The organism is Ignavibacteriota bacterium (assembly GCA_016212665.1).
Taxonomy (GTDB): domain Bacteria; phylum Bacteroidota; class Ignavibacteria; order UBA10030; family SZUA-254; genus FW602-bin19.
Window position 1 is genome coordinate 33,694 of the sequence record JACREZ010000005.1, and the last position, 19,308, is coordinate 53,001.

Here is a 19,308-nt window from a genome sequence, read left to right on the forward strand (position 1 = left end):
TCAGTTTACGGTTTTTACATTTCTCTGATACGACAGATTGACAGCCAAGCGATGAAAAATTTGCTCCAAAAAAGACAGCCTGACAATGGAAGATGGAACAAGATTTATATTACTTTGATTTCAAACAAAAAACAAAGTCTTCCTTTTGGCACAATGATTGAAAATAGAAGAAGCACAATCATTCAATCAATCATTCACAATATAAAGGAAAATATTTATGTCAGTTATTCGATGGAAACCTCTCAGAGATGTCACAGCATGGCATCCGGCAAACGATGTCACAAATGAATTTACAACGATGCAACGGGAAATGGACCGCATGTTCGACCGATTTCTCCGGGGCGGAGTTGTAGAGGATGAGACTGCGTGTGCTTGGTTGCCTCCGGTTGATATTCTTGAGAAGGAAAACGAATTCCTCGTTCATGTCGAACTTCCCGGAGTTGATAAGAACGATGTAAAGATTAACGTTGCCAATTCGGTTCTCACCATCAAAGGAGAGAAGAAATCGGTGACAGAATCGAAAGAGAAGAACTATCACCGGATGGAGCGTTGCTACGGTTCATTCCAACGTTCGTTCTCACTGCCGACTTCAGTGAAGGCAGACAAAATCGAGGCTTCCTACAACAATGGCATTTTGGAAATCTCCCTGCCAAAAGTTGAAGAAGCAAAACCGAAGGAAATCGAAGTGAAAGTGAAGTAAACTTCACGGGTTACTGGTTTTCGGTTCTTGGTTACAGTTTATTGTTTGCTGTTGACTCGGTACTAAATCAGAACAAATACTTCATGACTTATTTCTATCAGAAGGGTCGTCGCAAGCGACCCTTTTTTGTTATTGAACTTTTTCAACCTATAAAGAGTTTAGTGTAAAAATTCATTATGGAAAATATAATACTCTTCCCGTTTGCAGATTATTGGCACTTCTATGCAGGTTTTACAGCATTTGTTCTTGTTATGCTGGCGATAGATTTGGGTGTCTTTCACAGAGATGCGCATGAGGTTTCATTTAAAGAATCACTCACTTGGAGTGTTGTTTGGATTTCTTTTGCTCTCATATTCAACGTACTCCTGTACTATTTTTCTCAAGGAATATTTGAATCGGATGCCCGACTGACTACGCTCCCAGGATTCAATTCCGAACTTGCTGCTAAACAAGTTGCACTTGAGTTTCTCACCGGATTCATAGTAGAAAAAACGTTAGCTATTGATAATATCTTTGTCTTTGTTGTTGTCTTCAGTTTCTTCGCTATACCGTTAAAATATCAGCACAGGGTTTTATTTTTTGGTATCATAGGAGCTCTGATATTCCGAATTCTCTTTATTGCAATGGGTTCGATTCTTCTTTCGTACCAATGGATTGTTGTTTTCTTTGGTATCTTTCTGATTTTGACTGGCGGAAAAATCATTTTCGCACCGGAAAAACCAATCGAACCTGAAAAAAATCCAATAATCAATCTCTTTACAAAAATTTTCCCTGTAACACCAACTATCGAAGGGCAAAAATTTTTCTTAAGAAGGGAGCAAGTATTGTATGCCACTCCTTTAATGGTAGCGCTTCTCTTTATCGAAGTTTCCGACATTATTTTTGCCGTTGATTCAGTTCCTGCAATTTTTGCAATCACGAACGAACCTTTGATTGTCTTTACCTCAAACGTATTTGCTATACTCGGTTTACGGGCGATGTATTTTATGTTAGCAGGAGTAATACATAAATTTCAATACATCAAGTATGGTTTGGGCCTCGTACTTGTTTTCGTTGGTTTAAAAATGGCTTGGTTAAACGAAGCATTTGGTGGAAAATTTCCAATTAGTTGGTCTCTTATTATCATCATTGCCCTGATTGGCTCATCAATCATTTATTCATTAATAAAAAAGAAAGAAAAATAACATGAAATGTCCTGTCTGTAACGTTGATTTATTACTGAGTGAAAAACAAGGAATTGAAATAGATTACTGTCCGAAATGCCGTGGGATTTGGTTGGACAGGGGAGAACTTGAAAAAATCCTTGAACGTTCATCCGAAATTGAGTTTGGACCGAAGAAAAATGAGGATAATTTTCGCGAGAGACGTTATAACGATAATGATGATGATAAATTCCAATCCACTGAATATTACAAACGGAGGAAAAAATCTTTCCTTGGAGAGTTGTTTGATTTTGATTAAAAGGCGTCAAACAATGAACATCAATTTCGTTTTTTGAATTTTCACCCTTCTTTTCGTATAATGGGACGCAAAATCAATGACTTAACGGTCTTGATTTTAGATTTTGGTATAGAACAACTGAATTACTTGTGAATAAATCAACAAAAATATTTCTCTTTGTCCTGCTCGGACTTGGACTGTTAACTACGGTTTCCGTCCTTATGTTTTGGCTGATGCTGAAAAGCGTTGACCGAAAAGAGGAAATCGTGTTTCATGGTTCGGGGGAAAAGATTGCAGTGGTCGAGATAAAGGGTGTGATTCTTGATTCGGAGGAGATTGTTCGTCAACTCAAGAAGTTTCATGAAGACCGTTCGATTCAGGCAATTTTATTACGCATAGATTCTCCCGGCGGCGGTGTTGCGGCAAGTCAGGAAATTTATGAGGAAGTGAGGAAGATTCGTGAGACAGGGAAGATTGTTGTGGTGAGCATGAGTTCGCTTGCGGCGAGCGGCGGATATTATGTTGCTTGCGGGGCAAATAAAATTGTAGCAAATAAGGGAACGTTGACCGGTTCAATCGGTGTCATTTCTCAGTTCATGCAGTTCGATTCGTTGATGGGAAAAATCGGAATCACGATGAACACAATCAAGAGCGGGAAGATGAAGGATGCAGGAAATCCTTTTAGAAAAATGACTGCTGATGATAAAGAATATTTTCAAAGTTTGATGGATGATGTTCATAAACAATTCATTGGCGTCGTTGAAGATGAACGGGGAATTGAACATGATACGTTGGTGAAGTATGCCGACGGAAGAGTATTCACCGGAGAGCAGGCATTGGAATTGGGATTGGTTGATACGCTCGGAACGTTTGAAGATGCTGTCGGTATTGCCGCTGAACTTGCAGGCATCAGCGGTGAACCATCAATTGTGAAAGAAGCAAAAAAGAAAACCACATTGTTCGATTTACTTATGAACGATGCAGAGGTTCCTGAGTTTACCGATTTGAAAAATCAGATACTGCATCAACCGATTTTGCAATACAGAATACCACAAGGATTTTAATTCGTACATCACACATGTTATACAACTCGAAGGAATAACACTTTGACGAAAGCAGATATTGTTGACCATATCGCCTCCGGTACAGGACTTACAAAAGTTGAAACAGAAGCCGTCGTTGACGGATTTATTCAAACAGTCATTGAGGCGCTGAAGGAGGGAAAGAATATTGAGATTCGCGGCTTCGGAAGTTTTAAGACGAAGAAGCGGAAGGGGAGAGTTGCGCGAAATCCTCGCACAGGCGCACAGGTGATGGTTGATGAACATTTCGTTCCTATCTTTAAGGTTTCGAAAGAACTCAAAGGAATGGTCAACGATAAGTTGATGAAACGACAACCAACAATTGTTGAGTAATTTTTCTTCCATGACACCCAAAATACTTTGTCCATCGTGCAGTAAAGAAGTCGCTCTCGGCGATAAGTTTTGCAGTTCATGCGGAACGAAACTTACATGGAACGAATCGGCTGCTCAGTCGAAAGAATCTGTTAATGTTGAAGGTGGTTCACTTATTACCTGTCAGATGTGCGGGTTTGAAAATAAACAAACATCCCTGTATTGCGAGAGTTGTGGAGTTCCAACTGGTTCGGAAGTAGCGAAGCAGGTTGAATCAACAAAATCAAAAGAGAACGTATCTGCAACGGAAAAAACTCCGCCACTGAAATCGTTGCAGAGTTGGAAAATTACTGTAGCGATGGCTGTGATTTTTATAATCGTGCTTGTCGTGCTTCAATCGGACGAAGAAAAAATTGAACCGGCGCCCAGGAAAGTGGCTCCGGTGCAAAGACAACAACCTGTTATTCCACAGGAGATGTTACAAGAAGTTCAGGCATTGGAAGAAGCGGTACAACAAAATCCGGATGACATGCAGACGCAGTTACGCTTTGCAAATCGTTTGCAGGATGTTCGGATGTTTGGTCGCGCAGTGAATGAATATCAAAAGTATTTAGTGAAAAATCCGACCGACCCAAATGCACGGGTTGACTTAGGTGTTTCATATTTTGAATTATCCTTACTTGATTCGGTCAAGCATCATGAGTATCTTATGCTTGCAGAGAAAGAGATGGAGACGGCATTGCAACATGACCCGAAACATCAAATGGGATATTTTAATTTAGGAATTGTTAGCCTGCACATGGGCAACATGGACAAAGCGAAAAACTGGTTCCAACAATGTGCAACCCTGGATTCGACAACGGAAACGGGACAGAAAGCAAAAATGTTAATTCAACAACACTCATTCAATAATCCATCATAGGAGAAAACACACGTGCCAAGTGGAAAAAAACGCTTACGCCGCAAGATGTCAACACATAAGCGGAAAAAACGCCTGCGGAAGATGCGTCATAAGAAGAAGAAACGTTAGAATGAAACCTGTGTGACAAACCGGTCGGTTTGTCGCGCAGGTTTTTCTTTAAGAATATTTTATGAAAGCAAGAGAAACGTTTCATTTACTTGAACGATTCTCGTCCATCCCCGAGGGGCTGTCCGAAAGGCAACTTCGGAATTAAGAATTCGTCTTTCGATATTCGTTATTTACTTGAATATCAAATGTCGAACAAGGAATGTCGAATGATGAAGGACTTTTCGGACAGCCTCAGTGATGATGGATAAATGACAATAATTCCAAATATCCCAAGTTGTTTTTTAATCAATTTGTAACTACTTTCAAACCATTCAAACTTACAATTAGAACAAGAAATTTTTATGGCTGAAGAAAACAATGGAATGGCAAAAGGCTTAATGATTGGTTTTCTCTCCGGCGCGGTTGTAGGAGCGATTGTTGCGCTTCTCTATGCACCGAAGAGCGGAAAAGAATTACGCCGCGAAATCAAAGAAAAAGCCGGCGATCTGAAAGATGAAGTTGCCGAAAAACTTCACCTCGCACGAACGAAAGCGGCTGATATTATCAACGAAGGAAAGCGTCGTTCGGACCAAATCATCAACGACGCAAAAGAACAGGCAAGTCACTTGCTCGATGATGCAGATAAGTTGATTTCGACTGCAAAAGTTCGGGCAGAAGAAGAAGCGAAAAAAGTCAACGTTGCATTTCGTGCCGGAGTTGATTCATATAAAAAAGAAAGTAATTAACTCTGTAACTTCTTCACAACATCCGTAATTTACAGCAGGAACTTTTGTGGAATCACTTTTAGTCTTTATGCAGGTAATTGCATTGGCGTGTGTTTCTGTCCTCAGTGTGTATTTGATTGTCACCATCATTCGTGTGCGTGATATTCTCAAACAAATTGAGCAGGACATACGCGAAATCAGTTCAAAGGCAATACCTGTGTTTGAAAATCTTGAAGTCATCACGACGCGAATAAAAAGTGTCACTGCCAACATCGAAGAACAGGTCGAGATGGTAGGACAAACAATTCGCTCAGTGAAAGGCATCTCAGATAACATCGTTGAGTTTCAACAACGAATACAACAAAAAGTACAAGAACCGATTTTTGAAGCGTTGAATATTCTCTCTTCAATTATCAGAGGAATACGAGGAGTCGTTGACCGTGTCCGGGGATAACCAATGCTGAGTTTGAATACCATCGGCAAGGAGTTTGCCTCACTTCAACGCCCCGCTCTTCACAACGAAGAGCGGGCTGAAGTGAGGAAAGATTCAAAGCGTCAACACTGCTTGAGAGGCAACCAAGTTTTAACTTCCATTCTACAGAAATTCTTCTGTACTACTTTTCAACAATTCAATTTTACCCCAACTACGTTTATTTAATGAATCTTCATTGAACAGGATTTTTTTATTTAACATCTAACCGAGAACAAGGAAATATTTTTATGAAAGAATATAATGCAGAACACATTCGTAATATCGCTTTAATTGGTCATGCCGGAGCAGGTAAAACTACGCTTGCCGAGGCGCTTCTTTTTACTTCCGGAACTATTAACCGGCTTGGAAAAATTGAAGAAGGAAATACTGTTTCCGATTATCATCACGACGAAATTGAGCGACAGAACTCCATCAACGCATCCTTATTGACATGCGAATGGAAAGGTACAAAAATCAACATGCTCGATACACCCGGCTATGTGGATTTCACAGGAGAAGTAAAATGTTGTCTTCGTGTTGCCGATACCGCTGTTGTGTTATTGAAGGCAGTGGAAGGAATCGAAGTAGGAACGGAAATCGTTTGGAAGTACACCAAGGAATATAACAACGGTGTCGTTCTTGTTATCAACAAATTAGAAAATGAAAATGCGGACTTCGATAAAGTCCTGAAAATGGCGGAAGAACGTTTATCGCACGATGTTATCCCGGTACAATTTCCGGCAACTCAAGGATTGACATTCGAATCAATAATTGATGTATTGAAAATGAAGATGTTGAAATACGAGCGGAACGGGAAAGGAAAATATACCGAAGCAGACATTCCTGCCGATTTGAAAGCAAAGGCAGAGAAAATGAAGGAGCAATTAATCGAAAAGATTGCTGAAACCGATGAAACATTAATGAATAAGTTTTTTGAAAACGGCGCTCTGACAGCAGAAGAATTAGCACAGGGATTGCGCTCCGGTATCCGCCTGAGAAAACTTTTCCCGATATTCTGTACCGCAGGTTCACATAATATCGGAACAGCATCGTTGCTTGATTTTGTTGTTGATTCTTGTTCAGCGCCGAACGAAATGCCGTCGGTCTTGGGTGAACTTCCCGGCTCGACAGCGGAAGCAAAAAAAGAGACCCAAATTGTCTGCAATCCTTCGGCAGAACCGGTGATGTTTGTTTTCAAAACCGTCTCCGAGCAACATGTCGGTGAACTGTCATATTTCCGTGTCTATTCAGGCACAATTTCTCCCGGTTTGGATTTAGTCAACAACAATAACGGAAAATCCGAACGCATGGCACAGTTGTACATCATGAACGGGAAGGAGAGAAAAGAAATTGCCAAGTTATTTGCCGGTGATATCGCCGCAGTCGTGAAACTGAAAGACACGCATACAAACAATACGTTAAGTAACAAATCACTTTCGGTAAAACTTCAGACAGTGAAGTTTCCTGAGCCGATTATCAGTATGGCAATTGTCTCAAAGACAAAAGGCGACGAGGATAAGATTGCAACCGGACTTCACTCATTGCATGAAGAAGACCCGACATTCATTATGAGTGTTGATGCCGAACTTCATCAGACGGTGTTAAGCGGACAGGGAGAACAACACCTGACGACCGTCATCAAGAGATTGAAAACAAAGTTCGGAGTCGAAGTAGAACTTGCCGAGCCGAAAATTCCGTACAGGGAAACAGTACGCGGCAGAGCGGCAGAAGTTGAGTACAAGCATAAGAAACAATCGGGTGGCAGAGGACAATACGGACACGTAGTTATTAAAATTGAACCGCTTGTTCGTGGTTCGGGATTTGAATTTGAAGATGCAATTGTCGGTGGTGTCGTTCCCGGACGATTTATTCCAGCGGTGGAAAAAGGTGTTAAAGAGGCAATGGAAGGAGGAGTCATCGCAGGATATAAAGTCGTTGATGTGAAAGTGACCCTGTTCTATGGCTCATACCACGATGTGGATTCGGACGAACATTCATTCAAGATTGCCGGACGTATGGCGTTCAAAAAGGGATTTGTCGAAGCTAAGCCCATCCTCCTTGAACCGATTTATGAAATCGAAGTAACCGTTCCCGAAGAATACATGGGAGACGTTATGGGCGATATTTCAAGTCGCCGTGGAAAAATTCTCGGAATGGATTCCGACGGTTCTCATCAAATCATCAAAGCATCCGTTCCGTTGAAGGAACTCTTCCGATACTCAACCAATCTCCGTTCCATGACGCAAGGACGTGGCATTCACAAACAAAAGTTCGACCACTACGAGCAAGTCCCGGCTGAAATCACCGAGAAGATTATTGCCGAGTATCAGAAACATAAGATTGAAGGAGAGGAATAACATTCTTTTCTCAGTGCTCTCCGTGTCTCAGTGGTTAAAATAAACACTGAGACACGGAGTGAATATTTGGTAAATTCTTTTTGATGCTCTACATTTAGACACATGAAATTGACCGCTCATTTAGCAAAATGAAACTACATCCTACTCAAGTAAAAGCATTACCAAATTATTTACTCTGGATTAAATTTAATGATGGTACTGAAGGAACTGTATCACTCAGTGATATTGCGGGACAAGGTGTTTTCGAACCATTTACAAATCAGGAATTCTTTAGACAGGTGTACATAGATAAACAATCTGGCGCTATCGCTTGGAATGAAGAATTAGATATTGATTCCTTGTCACTTTATTTGGAAATCAAGGGATTAAACTTTGAAGAATATCTGAATCAGGGAGAACCTGAGTATGCCACTCATTAGCCGATTCTATGGCATTTCGATTTATATCCATTTTCGTGACCATCAACCACCTCATTTTCATGCAATTTATGGAGAATATGAAGCGATGATTTCAATACAAGATGGGAAATTGTTACAGGGAGAAATGCCCGAACGAGCAATGAAGTTAATTCGTGAGTGGTCTGACGAGCATCGGCAAGAATTACTGTCTAACTGGAAAGATATTCTCAATAAAAAGCCATATACAAAAGTAGATCCATTACAGTAATAGTCAATGAACAAACTCTTCTCCCCATGGCGTTCAAAGTACATCGAGTCTTTCTCCGAGCCGAAGAAAGATTCGACTGCGTGTATTCTTTGTGAAGCACATCTGGCGAACCTTGATGATGAGCGATTGATTGTAACCCGGGCAAACCATTGCTTTGTACTGATGAATCTCTATCCGTACAACAGCGGACACCTTATGATTGTCCCGTATAGGCACACGGCTGATTTTTCCGAACTCACAGATAATGAATCACTCGAGATTATGTCTCTTCTGAAGAAGATGATGAACGCTCTTAAAAAAATCTCCAACCCCGATGGCTTCAACATCGGTTCCAATCTCGGAAAGGTTGCGGGCGCTGGAATTGACCAACATATCCATTTCCACATTGTTCCCCGATGGAATGGCGACACGAACTTCATGCCTGTGCTTGCCGATACAAAACTTATTTCTGAAGATATGAGGGAGACATTGAGGAAGTTGAGGAATGTATTGTAAGGAGTGATAATTTGAGGTAGCATTGTCTGTTAAATCCGAATTTCAAATATCTAAATTCTAAACAAATACTAAATTCTAATATCGAAACAAATTCAAATCTAATATCTTTTATTGTATTTAGAACTTAGAATTTTTGCTAGTTATGCACTACCGTTGGTTGACGTCAAAAATCCTAATATCGAAATTCCTACGGGTCGTGGACCGAAATGCAAAACAAACCCGAAATTCAAAAAAAACAAACTACTGTTTTCAGGTGAATTTGAACATTCGAGATTAAAATTTGTTTAGAATTTCGATATTATGATTTAGGATTTTTTTCCTTAAAATCCGATGTTTGAATAACTTCAGATTCTAATATTATATCTTGTAACCATTAAGCCAAATCGAAAAAACTATGAACTCCAATCACGCCAAAATTCTTCTCTTTGTTATTACCGCGACAATTGTTATTGCGGTATCATACAGTTATATCTTTCCTTCTGCCACGCTCGGAGACTTCAGTAAGTTCCAGCCCAACAGCGAAATCAATCAAATTGTCAATGTCGAGATTGTCAGTTCGCAACCGATGGAACGAGATGCGAACGGAAATGTTTTCTCCTTCATTGCAAAAGATATCAATAACACAGAACGGAAAGTTGAACTCCATGAGCCGGTGAGTAAAGAAATCATCAATGCCGGTGTGGTTGAACTGCTGGGACATTTCCACGGAGATGTGTTTACTGCTACAAGAGTGACTCCTGTGAAGGAGTAACTGCATTGGATGAATGGAGTCCCGGTGTGTCGGAGAGGAATTACCTTTCCGAACTTACCCGAATCGAATTGAATAATCCGGGACTGCAGGATTGTTAGGATAATCAAGTCCTTCTCTCGGTAGCAGGGCGGTACTGTGTGAACAATCGTTCCCCACAACATTTTTATTGATAAACGTTATCTCCACCACAGAGGGAAAATCATTCTGCACATCATACGTCGCTCCGTTGTTTCCATGAATATGAACGACATAAAAATGCTTCGTTAAACCGAGCATACACTCATTGAACTCTTTTGTTCTTGTATCGAGGTCATGAAACTCCCCCGCAATGCACCGGATGCGATGCTGTGCATTCACAATATCCTGTGCAATTTCATACTCCGAGCCTTCAATATCCATCTTCAAAAATATATCATGCCCTGATTTCTTCTCCGGGCACATATCAACAATATCGCTCAACCGAATATCCGTTGCGTTACGGAGGGTTGACACTCTTTTCCTGATATGAATATTCGGACGTTGAAAGAATGTAAAATATTCTTTGTACCGGTGAATCCGCTGAAGATATTTTTTCCTCTTCTCACCATTGAAGAGGAGACCGTACAGGAACACTTTCCATGCATAAATAAGGATTCTCCGGAGAAACCACCATCGCCCGATGCTATGGTCAACGCCGATAATTTTCACAGCAGGATTTTTCATCCGGTACTCTTTGTCAAAACTCCAATCATCGGAGAGACCCAGCGAGACTACGACATCGCACTCCGTGATTTGGTCTCCGGGAATGACATATCCGCCATCTCCTTTCTCGCCTAAACGGACAAGGTTCGGATATTCGATGGGTTTCAAAAGGTGTTTATTCAGATACAATGCGTACTCAATCTGCTTGTGAAAAATATTTTTGTGAATGTACCAATAATCACTCACACTATCAATCATCAATTAAATCGAATATGAATTACCGAGTCCCGGGGTGTCACGGTCCCACCGTGACACGTGCGTTCAGGTCACGGAATGGTCCGTGACCTCCCAGCAATTAAATCGAATATGAATTACTGAGTGAGGGTGTTTCCGAATGGTTATTGCGGGCGTAACGAAGCAGGAAGAAAATGTAGGTCGAGATTTATCTCGACTATAAACGGTGTGGAAATGAATTTTGACCGACATCTATGATGTTAAATGATTGAAGTTACTATTTACTAACCCCAAGGGTCTACGACTCGTAGAGGGGGAAATATTGCAGAAATGAAAGCAACCATACTACACTCCGTAGGAGTGACATAGAACTCCAATTTCGAAACTGTCCCAAAAGTCCGATTGACGTGTAGCCGCAGACTTTACGTCTGCGCTTTTAATTTGGAAACGCAACCATATCCCAAAGGAATGCCATAGACAAAGGTTGCGCCTACTATTGTAAATACCTAATAAATGATGTATGTTATCCCCGTATGTAACAAACAATCATCAATAACTATTTCGGAGATTCTTATGAAGAATTATCTTTACAGTTTTGTTCTGCTCCACGATTCATCAACAACTTCATGTGTTCGATACATTGCATCGAACCAAGATCATTCCACTCCCACATACCCACCAGTTATGTAATCATCAAAACAGAAAGATGAAATATGAAAATACTCTTCTTATTCATTACCTTCATTTGTTTGAATGGATGTACATCTTCGAACTTTGTCTCCCAACCGGCTGGAGGTGATTCTCTCAGCTTACTAGAATTTATCAATGAGGTGAAGGGAGAACATTGCAGGATTGAATTATCAGATGGACGAATAATGGAGGGGAAGAACCTTGAAGTAACTCATGATTCAATACGGTGGGTTGATGTAGTTTCTGCTCAGGTTTTCACCATCTCAACAGTTCAGATTGATGTAGTTGTTTGTGAAGCGCCATGGTTGGGAGCGCTGGAAGGATTCGGAGTAGGTGTTGTTGTTGGAGGAACTGCCGGTTTTCTTTCTTCAGAAGAAAAAGATAAAAAATTTGCCGGAGAACTTGCTCCACTTTATCTTGCTAGCGCAGGAGGGCTGGCAGGAGGAATAGTTGGCGGGATTATTGGTCTGGTTCTTACACACGATTATGAATACAAATTTGTAAGAAAGAAATAATCCAAGAAGGGATATTCACGTGGGGCTGTCAAAAAAAGTGCAATCGCCTTGGGTGTCATTCCTGCGAAAGCAGGAATCCATTTCACCTTCGACGATTCTGGAATACCGTTGGCGCGAGATAGTCTCCAAGAATAATCCTTCAAATTGACCTGTTTTTGATAGTCGTAGTTTACCCATGCACGTTTTGCGTAGTTTCCCCCCCAAAAAATCGTAGTTTACCCCCCCAAAAATGCGTAGTTCACGTATTGACTGGGATTTTTTTTTTCTTTATCATTACACTCGTTGGTCAAATGATTATTTCCATTCAATAGTTATTGAAAGTTGAATCCATGACGATATATTCCTTTTTTGAGCAATGCCCCAAATTTCATCAGAAACGCATTTCCGCCGTCGGAAATTGATGCCTATGGGACGGAAATCGTTAACTATCTTTCGGAAACCGCTAACTATGCTTTGGAAATCGCATACTATCCTTTTGAAATCGCCAACTATCCTTCGGAAATTGGTAACTGTACGACGGAAAAGGTCAACGTGAGAATGGAAAGCCTATTCTCCGGTTCGGATGTGGTTAACGGATGGATGGATGCGATATTCTCGGCAATGAAAGTGTCAACTATCAAATTTGACTTAAATTTAAGGATTAGTAGTTGAGCAATTTAGCATGTCTTACAAATGAATGATGTAAAGAAATTATTTGTAATGTAATGCAAGATAAGATTTGTATTGTTATGTATGATAATGAGTTACAAGATTCAATTCACTTAATTAACTAATATCTAACAAACTAAAGGAACAAATTATGAGTCGTCCGAAAGAAGTAGTTCGACTATATACAATGGCAGATTCTGATATGATGCAGGTATCGGAGAAAACCCGCGAAGCATTTATTGAGGATAATGCAGATTTTCAGGCATTCGACCCTGATTTTAAGGACCCGTATGCCGCGAACTGGCAGTCTGAGATTGATGCCGCTAAAAGCGTACCAACCGATAATGTCATAGTTGACACTATGACGATTTTAACCACTGCCACAGAAAATGCGATGGAGTTATGCCGGAATAAATTTCAGTCAATGAAGTTTTTCATCGAGAAAGCATTCCCGAATAAGACTTCTATCTGGAATGAGTTCGGGTATAACGATTATGACAGGTCGAGGACATCTCATCCGCTGATGATTTCGTTTATGCGCGATCTCTATGCAGTTGCACAAAAATACAGTGCGGAACTGATTGCGAAAAATTTTACGCAAGCGATGATTGATGAAATCGGAACGTTATTGAACCAATTGAACAGTTCCGATACGGCGCAGGAAGCATACAAAGGTACCCGCGAGGTCCTGACGCAGAATAGAATTATTCTCCTGAACCAAGTCTGGACAACGACGGTGACAGTATGCAGAGCCGGGAAGTTGATTTACATGAACAACTATGCGAAGTACCAACGCTACGTGTTGCCGGGCGACCCGACGACTCCGGATGAGGAACCACCTCCGCCACCACCGGACCAGCCGCCGCCTACGCCGTAGGCTTATAGTTGGAGTCTGATTTGAAATTGGACTTCATCTTTGCTATACTTTGTCAGGTCACGTAGGGGAGACGTGACTTGACAGGGTATTTGATATTTGATTGTTAAAATGAATGGTGTATATTTGCGGAAAATTTTTACAGGTGTTGCTGGTGATACGGTGATGCCCAAGAAAACCAGGTAAAACTTGACTGAAACAATTGGACACAGGTATGAAATATAAAAAATTCATTATAGAAAATTATCGAGGTATAACTGATAGAATAGAAATTAATGTAGAAAAAAAATCATTACTACCTATCATTGGGATTAATGAATGCGGTAAAACAACAATCCTCAATGCCATTTATGCTTTTGATTATATGAATGATTGGCAAAATAAAACGTTTTCACACCTAACCGATATCATGAATCTCTATAAAGTTTCTAGCGGCATTTGTAGTATATCAGCAGTAGTGAATGTTACCAAGGCAGAATTGAAGGAATCGATGAAAAGTAAACTACAACTTACCGATACAAATGCTGATGAAAAGCTTAAGAGATTTTATGATACTAAGGAGTTTGAAATCACAATTACTCGAAAATTAGTTTATCAAAACAATCAATTATCAAGTTTTTATGAGTTCTACCCTAAACTATCCCTGAAAAATCCAAGTGAGGAGAATGATTTTTGTAAAGAACTAATTCTAAAACTACCCTACATACTTTATTTCGATGACTTCAGAGAGATATTTCCCGATATAATAGAAATTACCAGTGAGAATCAAAATGTAGGATGGCTTCCTATAATACAAGAATTATTTATTCAGACTGATGAAAGTTATTCAGTTTATGATTTAAAAAATTTAGAAGAGAGGAGAAGAAAATCCATTCTTGCACAAGTCAAGAGAAAATTGAATGCAACGTTGACAGCACAATGGTCAAATTTTAGATTAGAAAATAAAGACGCTCTTGAAATCGATATAGATTTTAAGATTGAAAATAAAGTTACTCCTGTAATAAAAGAAATTAGGCAAGGCAATAATGTTGTAAAGCAAAGACATGATCAAGAAATCGAAAAATATTTTTTAAAATTCGATCTTATAGAAAGGGATTCCAATGGGATAGAACATTATTTTTATATAAAAAATAGAAGTAAAGGATTTTATTGGTTTTTTAATTTTGTTATGAAATTAGAATTCAATCCTGATAAAGCTGGTGATCTTAATAATGCAATATATTTACTTGATGAGCCTGGATCTTATTTACACCCATATGCACAGACTAAACTTTGTAAAAAATTAAAAGAGCTATCCAATGAGAATATAGTTATTTATTGTACACATTCTCATTATCTGCTAAATCCAGAAACAATACCACTAAATAATATTCATGTTGTTAACAAAAATGAATTAGGTGACATTGTAATAAATCTGTTCCATCAATATCAAAATCAAAAGAGTAAGGGTGTTGAAACAGCATTTCAAACTATTAATGAGGCACTATTTTTAAAACCTTTTGATATTGATATTAATAATAAAAAAATAATGATTGTAGAGGGTATTTATGACTACTATGCGTATTCATTATTTAATCACAGCAAGGAATTCAGCATTTTACCGGGAAAGGGATCTGAGTCGTTGATAAACTTCATTTCATTAATGATAGCATTTGAAGTTGATTTCCGTGTTCTTTGGGATAACGATTCATCGGGAAATATAAGTTATGAAAAAGCAAAAACATTTTTTGGTGATGAAATGGCAAACAAGCATTTCTTCTTATTACCATCTAAAAATGGAAAGAAAAGAATACTACAAGATTTATTTGAGCCAATCGATTTAAGCATGATTAATAATGCACTACAACTAAATGATAAAGTATCTTTTGAAAAAAAGATATCGTCTCTTTTTTTCGATGAAAGCAAAAATGAAATTGTTAAAAAGATATCTCAAAAAACAAAAGATAATTTCAACAATGTGTTTAGGTCAGTCATTTATTAACAGATACTTTTTTCTCGTCCCCACGCTCCGGCATGGGGATGCAAAAGTGTTACGCTCTGCGTTTAACAGTCAACGAAAATACTCACGCGTCTTTATTCGATACATGAGAAATATTATTTATTAAATGCAGGACGCATGAGCGTAAAAATTAACATTCCCACGCTGACGTGGGAAAGAGAAAATAATTTGCTTGATAAAAGGAGAATCAGTAAACTCCAGAAACGAAAGTCAGAATATTACTTGAAATAAAATGAGCACATCAGAAATCATAAGAGAGATCGAGCAGTTACCATTGCAGAAAAGAATCTTCATTGTAGAACGGACAATTCATACCATGAGAGAAAAAGAAGATTTAAAAGACATGGAGATAGCGGCACAGAAACTTACCGATGAATACAGGAACAATAGAGAATTAACAGAACTCACAAATCTGGATTTTGAAACCTTTTATGAAGCAAGGTGAAATCTGGCTTTAGACTGGGAAGGAGTTGCACTCCTGACCAATCTTGGTCGTGGAGAAAGGCAATTCCGAACTAAGGGGTTGTATAAAATAATGAGATGTTTCTTATATTGGAAAAAAATATAACCTACTATGTCAACACTCGAATTAAAACAAAGACTCATAACAACAATCGAACTCACTGAGAACAGAACCCTATTGCAAGAGTTGAATACTTTGTTAGAGGTGGACATCGGAGAGGTTGAGCTTTATCAAATGAATGACGCTCAAACAAACGCTGTCCACGAAGCAAGAGCACAAATAAAAAATGGTCAATTCCTGACGAACGAACAGGCGGATAAAGCAACGGATGAATGGCTAAACAAGTAATATGGTCGTTCCGCGCACAACAGGAGAGAATTCGTATTTTAGAATATTGGAATGTGCGGAATTCTTCAAAAACGTACAGTAACAAATTAGATAAACTCATCAGAGAGGCAATAAAACTCATCACTCTTTATCCTCACATCGGTCGAAAAACAACCACTGATGAAAATGTGAAAGTAAAGGTAGTAAGAGAGTACCTTATTCTCTATGAAAACACAAATCAACAAATAAATATTTTGTCCATTTGGGATAGTCGTCAGAACCCGGAAAAATTAGAAAAACTGTTGCATAGGAATTATTGATATATTTTTCTCGGGTGTCACGGTCCCAACGTGACACGAACATTCAGGTCACGGAATGGTCCGTGACCTCCCAGTAATAGATGGATTAACTGTACTTTAATATTTAATACTGAGTCCTGTCAGTCTCTAAAATGAAAACCTTGTATTGGGTGTAAATGTTAGCAACGTTAAGAAACACTCACTTCACCGGAAAATATCCAACCTTATTTACAATCTCTTGTCCTTCTTTGCTGAGAGTCCAATCAATGTATTCCTTCAGCGCTCCTGTAGGTTTGCTACGGAGATACATGTAGAGGTAACGTGAGATGGGATATTTATCACTCTTCACGTTCTCTTCTGTCGGTTCGTAGGCTTGGGAGTTTGCATCTTCTTTCACTTTGAGGAATCTGATTCCTTTGCCGTATGCCGCGCCGCCGTAGCCGATGCCGTTTTTATCTTTTGCGATTGCGTTTACCACTGCGGCGGTGCCGGGCATGTTCTGCGCGCTCGGTGCAAAGTCGTCTCCGTTCAAAACATTATCTTTGAAATAGACATACGTGCCTGAGTTGTTCTCACGGCTGTATAAAATAATCTTTGCATCGTTCCCGCCAACTTGTTTCCAATTGGTGATATTGCCCTTATAAATATCCCGAATTTGTTCGAGCGATAATTCTTTTACAGGATTTGATTCGTGAACGTACAATGCAATGCCATCTTTCGCCGCTTTGATTTCAACGCCGAGTGTGTTGTACCGTTGTTTGAGTTTTTCTTTTTCTGATTTTTTCATCGGACGTGATGCGTTGCAAATATCGGTTGTGCCGTTGATGAGTCCGGAGATTCCCGTTCCCGAACCGCCGCCTGTAACTTGTATCGTTACGCCCGGATGTTTCGACATGTAAATCTCCGCCCATCGTTGAGCGAGAATGACCATCGTGTCTGAACCTTTCACGGTAATCGTTTCGCCCTGTTGCATGAAGCCAAATGTTGTAAGAGCGATGATGAGTGTGATGATGATGTTTTTCATTTGTTATTCCTTGTGTTGTTGTTACTATTCCCACAGCTAAAGCTGTGGGCGGTATTATTTTTGAAATCGAAAATCATAAATCTTGAATCCTGAATCATTAATCGCCAATCAGCAATTAGCATTCAGAAATCAGAAATTAAAATTTATACTGCGCTCTGAGAGTAAACACGTTATCTTTCACATCATCTTTGAACGAGGAGAGAGAACCTGTTGCTGACGAGTTTATTTTTTCGTTCGAGACCATGTCGTAGTAGAGAACAAATTTCACGTTCTGGTCCCAATGATAAATCCAACCCAAACCAAGCGTACTGAATTTTACATCGCCGGAGGTGAGATTGCTTCCGCTTGCACCAATGTCGTTTCCTTCAACGTCGGAGTTCGGGTCATAGACATCGTATTTTAACATAAATTGGTGTTGCAAGCCAATGTTCTGAATGTAATTGAGGTACCAGCCGGAAAAGTTTCTCAGGTATAATGCACTTGTGGAAGTTGCCGGATTATAAAACTGACTCGATGAAGAAGTCCCGGGTTGTTTACCTGTTATGTATTCGCCACGAAGCGACATTCCGCCAAGCACAGGTAAATCATAATACGTTTGTACGTCGAATCCATAGTATGTTCTGCCAAAGGCATTGAGTGAATCTGAAGTTGCAGAATGGAGTTTGTATGATTTTGTTGCCGAAGAGTTATCGAACTCGTACACTTTCGAGTTATTGCTCAACACTTTTCCTGAATAGAGAGAGAAGCCGCCATCAATTGCAAGATTTTCTTCTTCAAACGGAAGCGTGAAACCAAGTCGTCCAATGAAATCTTTGTTGTTATCATTTTCATTCGCGTTGGGTTGAACGCCGTTGAAAATTCCTGCTTTCAAATTGAAGTAACTGAGCGAACCTAATTCCGGTGCGACTTCTATTTTTGCTCCGAGTTCTCGCTCGCCCGGGAAGAGTGTCTGATACATTCGTGAACGCTCCGGCGTTTCGCGACTTGAGGATGAATAGGAAATTTCAAATCCAAACGGTCTATCAAAAACTCCGGCAGTCAAACCAATTGTTCTCAACCACGGCTCTTTGATTGAAACGTACGCGTCTTTAATCCCGACGCCGCCTTGCGTTACATCAATTTGTAACACTGCTTGCGTGAGGTCGTTATCGTAATTGACTTTGACTCGTCCTCGACGGACTTGAAAACGTGAATCGCTGAAGGCAGGGAAATCACCGCCCGCAAATGATTTGGCTCCTGCCGTATCAGCAATTTGAAATTGTGCCTGAATGTACCCCGACACTTTGATTTTCTTCAACGCATCGAGCGTTGTTTTCATTTCGAGCATGGTTTCGTTCATGCCATCGAGTGCCCCCTTGACTTCGCCAAGTTCATCATCGGTGGCGATGTTGGTTGTGTCCTGGGAAAAGAGTGGAGTTGAAAGAGTGAGAAATATCAAGAATAGTAAAAATGTTTTCATCAGTAACCTTTTATTAATTGAACGGTGCAAATATATCAGTTCAATGTTACTGCCTGTTTAAGCGTGTGTTACGGAATTGTTAAGTT

23 protein-coding genes are annotated in these 19,308 nt (G+C 39.7%); 20 read left to right on the forward strand and 3 right to left on the reverse strand.

Features of this window, described 5'->3' with window-relative positions; genetic code table 11:
* Positions 1-217 precede the first annotated feature (217 nt).
* The 13 genes from HY960_01690 to HY960_01750 all read left to right on the forward strand — a co-directional run bounded on the left by HY960_01690 (position 218) and on the right by HY960_01750 (position 10,009).
* On the forward strand, positions 218-700 hold the full coding sequence (locus HY960_01690; GenBank protein MBI5214445.1) for an Hsp20/alpha crystallin family protein: 483 nt from the start codon (positions 218-220) through the stop codon (positions 698-700).
* Between the two features lie 176 nt (positions 701-876).
* Entirely contained in the window at positions 877-1,884 is a 1,008-nt protein-coding gene (locus HY960_01695) for a TerC/Alx family metal homeostasis membrane protein (protein ID MBI5214446.1), read from the forward strand.
* A gap of 1 nt (position 1,885) precedes the next feature.
* Complete coding sequence (locus tag HY960_01700; GenBank protein MBI5214447.1) at positions 1,886-2,161, forward strand: zf-TFIIB domain-containing protein; 276 nt, start codon at positions 1,886-1,888, stop codon at positions 2,159-2,161.
* A gap of 128 nt (positions 2,162-2,289) precedes the next feature.
* On the forward strand, positions 2,290-3,204 hold the full coding sequence (gene sppA, locus HY960_01705; GenBank protein MBI5214448.1) for a signal peptide peptidase SppA: 915 nt from the start codon (positions 2,290-2,292) through the stop codon (positions 3,202-3,204).
* 42 nt (positions 3,205-3,246) lie between these two features.
* Complete coding sequence (locus HY960_01710) at positions 3,247-3,555, forward strand: integration host factor subunit beta (protein MBI5214449.1); 309 nt, start codon at positions 3,247-3,249, stop codon at positions 3,553-3,555.
* 10 nt (positions 3,556-3,565) lie between these two features.
* Positions 3,566-4,456 carry a zinc ribbon domain-containing protein gene (locus HY960_01715; protein ID MBI5214450.1) on the forward strand — a complete coding sequence of 297 codons (891 nt, stop codon included), beginning with the start codon at positions 3,566-3,568 and terminating at the stop codon, positions 4,454-4,456.
* 449 nt (positions 4,457-4,905) lie between these two features.
* The gene (locus HY960_01720) at positions 4,906-5,289 is read left to right on the forward strand and encodes a YtxH domain-containing protein (protein ID MBI5214451.1); all 384 of its coding nucleotides are present in this window, start codon (positions 4,906-4,908) and stop codon (positions 5,287-5,289) included.
* 46 nt (positions 5,290-5,335) lie between these two features.
* On the forward strand, positions 5,336-5,722 hold the full coding sequence (locus HY960_01725; GenBank protein ID MBI5214452.1) for a DUF948 domain-containing protein: 387 nt from the start codon (positions 5,336-5,338) through the stop codon (positions 5,720-5,722).
* A gap of 266 nt (positions 5,723-5,988) precedes the next feature.
* On the forward strand, positions 5,989-8,097 hold the full coding sequence (fusA, locus tag HY960_01730; GenBank protein MBI5214453.1) for an elongation factor G: 2,109 nt from the start codon (positions 5,989-5,991) through the stop codon (positions 8,095-8,097).
* 128 nt (positions 8,098-8,225) lie between these two features.
* Positions 8,226-8,516: a DUF2442 domain-containing protein gene (locus HY960_01735; GenBank protein MBI5214454.1), complete on the forward strand. Its 291-nt coding sequence runs from the start codon at positions 8,226-8,228 to the stop codon at positions 8,514-8,516.
* Entirely contained in the window at positions 8,503-8,763 is a 261-nt protein-coding gene (locus tag HY960_01740; GenBank protein MBI5214455.1) for a DUF4160 domain-containing protein, read from the forward strand. Before HY960_01735 ends, HY960_01740 begins: the two co-directional genes overlap by 14 nt.
* A gap of 6 nt (positions 8,764-8,769) precedes the next feature.
* Positions 8,770-9,258 carry an HIT domain-containing protein gene (locus tag HY960_01745; GenBank protein MBI5214456.1) on the forward strand — a complete coding sequence of 163 codons (489 nt, stop codon included), beginning with the start codon at positions 8,770-8,772 and terminating at the stop codon, positions 9,256-9,258.
* 394 nt (positions 9,259-9,652) lie between these two features.
* Positions 9,653-10,009: a hypothetical protein gene (locus HY960_01750; protein MBI5214457.1), complete on the forward strand. Its 357-nt coding sequence runs from the start codon at positions 9,653-9,655 to the stop codon at positions 10,007-10,009.
* A 54-nt stretch (positions 10,010-10,063) separates the two neighbouring features.
* Here HY960_01750 and HY960_01755 read toward each other — a convergent pair whose 3' ends face one another.
* Entirely contained in the window at positions 10,064-10,948 is an 885-nt protein-coding gene (locus HY960_01755; GenBank protein MBI5214458.1) for an FkbM family methyltransferase, read from the reverse strand.
* A 689-nt stretch (positions 10,949-11,637) separates the two neighbouring features.
* Between HY960_01755 and HY960_01760 the strand changes: the two genes are divergently transcribed.
* The 7 genes from HY960_01760 (at position 11,638) to HY960_01790 (ending at position 16,760) form a co-directional block, all read left to right on the forward strand.
* Positions 11,638-12,129, forward strand: coding sequence for a hypothetical protein (locus HY960_01760; protein MBI5214459.1), 492 nt, complete (start codon positions 11,638-11,640; stop codon positions 12,127-12,129).
* 348 nt (positions 12,130-12,477) lie between these two features.
* Positions 12,478-12,780, forward strand: a complete 303-nt coding sequence (locus HY960_01765) for a hypothetical protein (protein MBI5214460.1) — start codon at positions 12,478-12,480, stop codon at positions 12,778-12,780.
* Positions 12,781-12,928: 148 nt separating this feature from the next.
* Positions 12,929-13,654 carry a hypothetical protein gene (locus HY960_01770; GenBank protein MBI5214461.1) on the forward strand — a complete coding sequence of 242 codons (726 nt, stop codon included), beginning with the start codon at positions 12,929-12,931 and terminating at the stop codon, positions 13,652-13,654.
* Positions 13,655-13,865: 211 nt separating this feature from the next.
* A complete protein-coding gene (locus tag HY960_01775; GenBank protein MBI5214462.1) occupies positions 13,866-15,632 on the forward strand; it encodes an AAA family ATPase in 1,767 nt (588 codons plus the stop codon).
* A gap of 250 nt (positions 15,633-15,882) precedes the next feature.
* The gene (locus HY960_01780) at positions 15,883-16,095 is read left to right on the forward strand and encodes a hypothetical protein (protein MBI5214463.1); all 213 of its coding nucleotides are present in this window, start codon (positions 15,883-15,885) and stop codon (positions 16,093-16,095) included.
* A gap of 129 nt (positions 16,096-16,224) precedes the next feature.
* Positions 16,225-16,461, forward strand: a complete 237-nt coding sequence (locus tag HY960_01785; GenBank protein ID MBI5214464.1) for a hypothetical protein — start codon at positions 16,225-16,227, stop codon at positions 16,459-16,461.
* Positions 16,446-16,760, forward strand: a complete 315-nt coding sequence (locus tag HY960_01790) for a type II toxin-antitoxin system RelE/ParE family toxin (protein MBI5214465.1) — start codon at positions 16,446-16,448, stop codon at positions 16,758-16,760. Before HY960_01785 ends, HY960_01790 begins: the two co-directional genes overlap by 16 nt.
* A 178-nt stretch (positions 16,761-16,938) precedes the next feature.
* Here the strand turns inward: HY960_01790 and HY960_01795 are convergent, their stop codons facing one another.
* Positions 16,939-17,763 (reverse strand): phosphate ABC transporter substrate-binding protein, encoded by an 825-nt coding sequence (locus HY960_01795; GenBank protein ID MBI5214466.1) that lies wholly within the window; start codon positions 17,761-17,763, stop codon positions 16,939-16,941.
* Positions 17,764-17,899: 136 nt separating this feature from the next.
* Positions 17,900-19,222, reverse strand: a complete 1,323-nt coding sequence (locus HY960_01800; protein ID MBI5214467.1) for a porin — start codon at positions 19,220-19,222, stop codon at positions 17,900-17,902.
* Positions 19,223-19,308 lie beyond the last annotated feature (86 nt).

Excerpts from the sequence above, each read along its gene's own strand:
- HY960_01750 (MBI5214457.1), top strand. The coding sequence starts at position 9,653 with ATGAACTCCAATCACGCCAAAATTCTTCTCTTTGTTATTACCGCGACA.
- HY960_01720 (MBI5214451.1), top strand. The coding sequence starts at position 4,906 with ATGGCTGAAGAAAACAATGGAATGGCAAAAGGCTTAATGATTGGTTTT.
- HY960_01715 (MBI5214450.1), top strand. The coding sequence starts at position 3,566 with ATGACACCCAAAATACTTTGTCCATCGTGCAGTAAAGAAGTCGCTCTC.
- HY960_01700 (MBI5214447.1), top strand. The coding sequence starts at position 1,886 with ATGAAATGTCCTGTCTGTAACGTTGATTTATTACTGAGTGAAAAACAA.
- HY960_01760 (MBI5214459.1), top strand. The coding sequence starts at position 11,638 with ATGAAAATACTCTTCTTATTCATTACCTTCATTTGTTTGAATGGATGT.
- HY960_01775 (MBI5214462.1), top strand. The coding sequence starts at position 13,866 with ATGAAATATAAAAAATTCATTATAGAAAATTATCGAGGTATAACTGAT.
- HY960_01740 (MBI5214455.1), top strand. The coding sequence starts at position 8,503 with ATGCCACTCATTAGCCGATTCTATGGCATTTCGATTTATATCCATTTT.
- HY960_01790 (MBI5214465.1), top strand. The coding sequence starts at position 16,446 with ATGGCTAAACAAGTAATATGGTCGTTCCGCGCACAACAGGAGAGAATT.
- HY960_01795 (MBI5214466.1), bottom strand. The coding sequence starts at position 17,763 with ATGAAAAACATCATCATCACACTCATCATCGCTCTTACAACATTTGGC.
- HY960_01690 (MBI5214445.1), top strand. The coding sequence starts at position 218 with ATGTCAGTTATTCGATGGAAACCTCTCAGAGATGTCACAGCATGGCAT.
- HY960_01755 (MBI5214458.1), bottom strand. The coding sequence starts at position 10,948 with ATGATTGATAGTGTGAGTGATTATTGGTACATTCACAAAAATATTTTT.
- fusA (MBI5214453.1), top strand. The coding sequence starts at position 5,989 with ATGAAAGAATATAATGCAGAACACATTCGTAATATCGCTTTAATTGGT.
- HY960_01735 (MBI5214454.1), top strand. The coding sequence starts at position 8,226 with ATGAAACTACATCCTACTCAAGTAAAAGCATTACCAAATTATTTACTC.
- HY960_01770 (MBI5214461.1), top strand. The coding sequence starts at position 12,929 with ATGAGTCGTCCGAAAGAAGTAGTTCGACTATATACAATGGCAGATTCT.
- HY960_01780 (MBI5214463.1), top strand. The coding sequence starts at position 15,883 with ATGAGCACATCAGAAATCATAAGAGAGATCGAGCAGTTACCATTGCAG.
- HY960_01785 (MBI5214464.1), top strand. The coding sequence starts at position 16,225 with ATGTCAACACTCGAATTAAAACAAAGACTCATAACAACAATCGAACTC.
- HY960_01745 (MBI5214456.1), top strand. The coding sequence starts at position 8,770 with ATGAACAAACTCTTCTCCCCATGGCGTTCAAAGTACATCGAGTCTTTC.
- HY960_01695 (MBI5214446.1), top strand. The coding sequence starts at position 877 with ATGGAAAATATAATACTCTTCCCGTTTGCAGATTATTGGCACTTCTAT.
- HY960_01800 (MBI5214467.1), bottom strand. The coding sequence starts at position 19,222 with ATGAAAACATTTTTACTATTCTTGATATTTCTCACTCTTTCAACTCCA.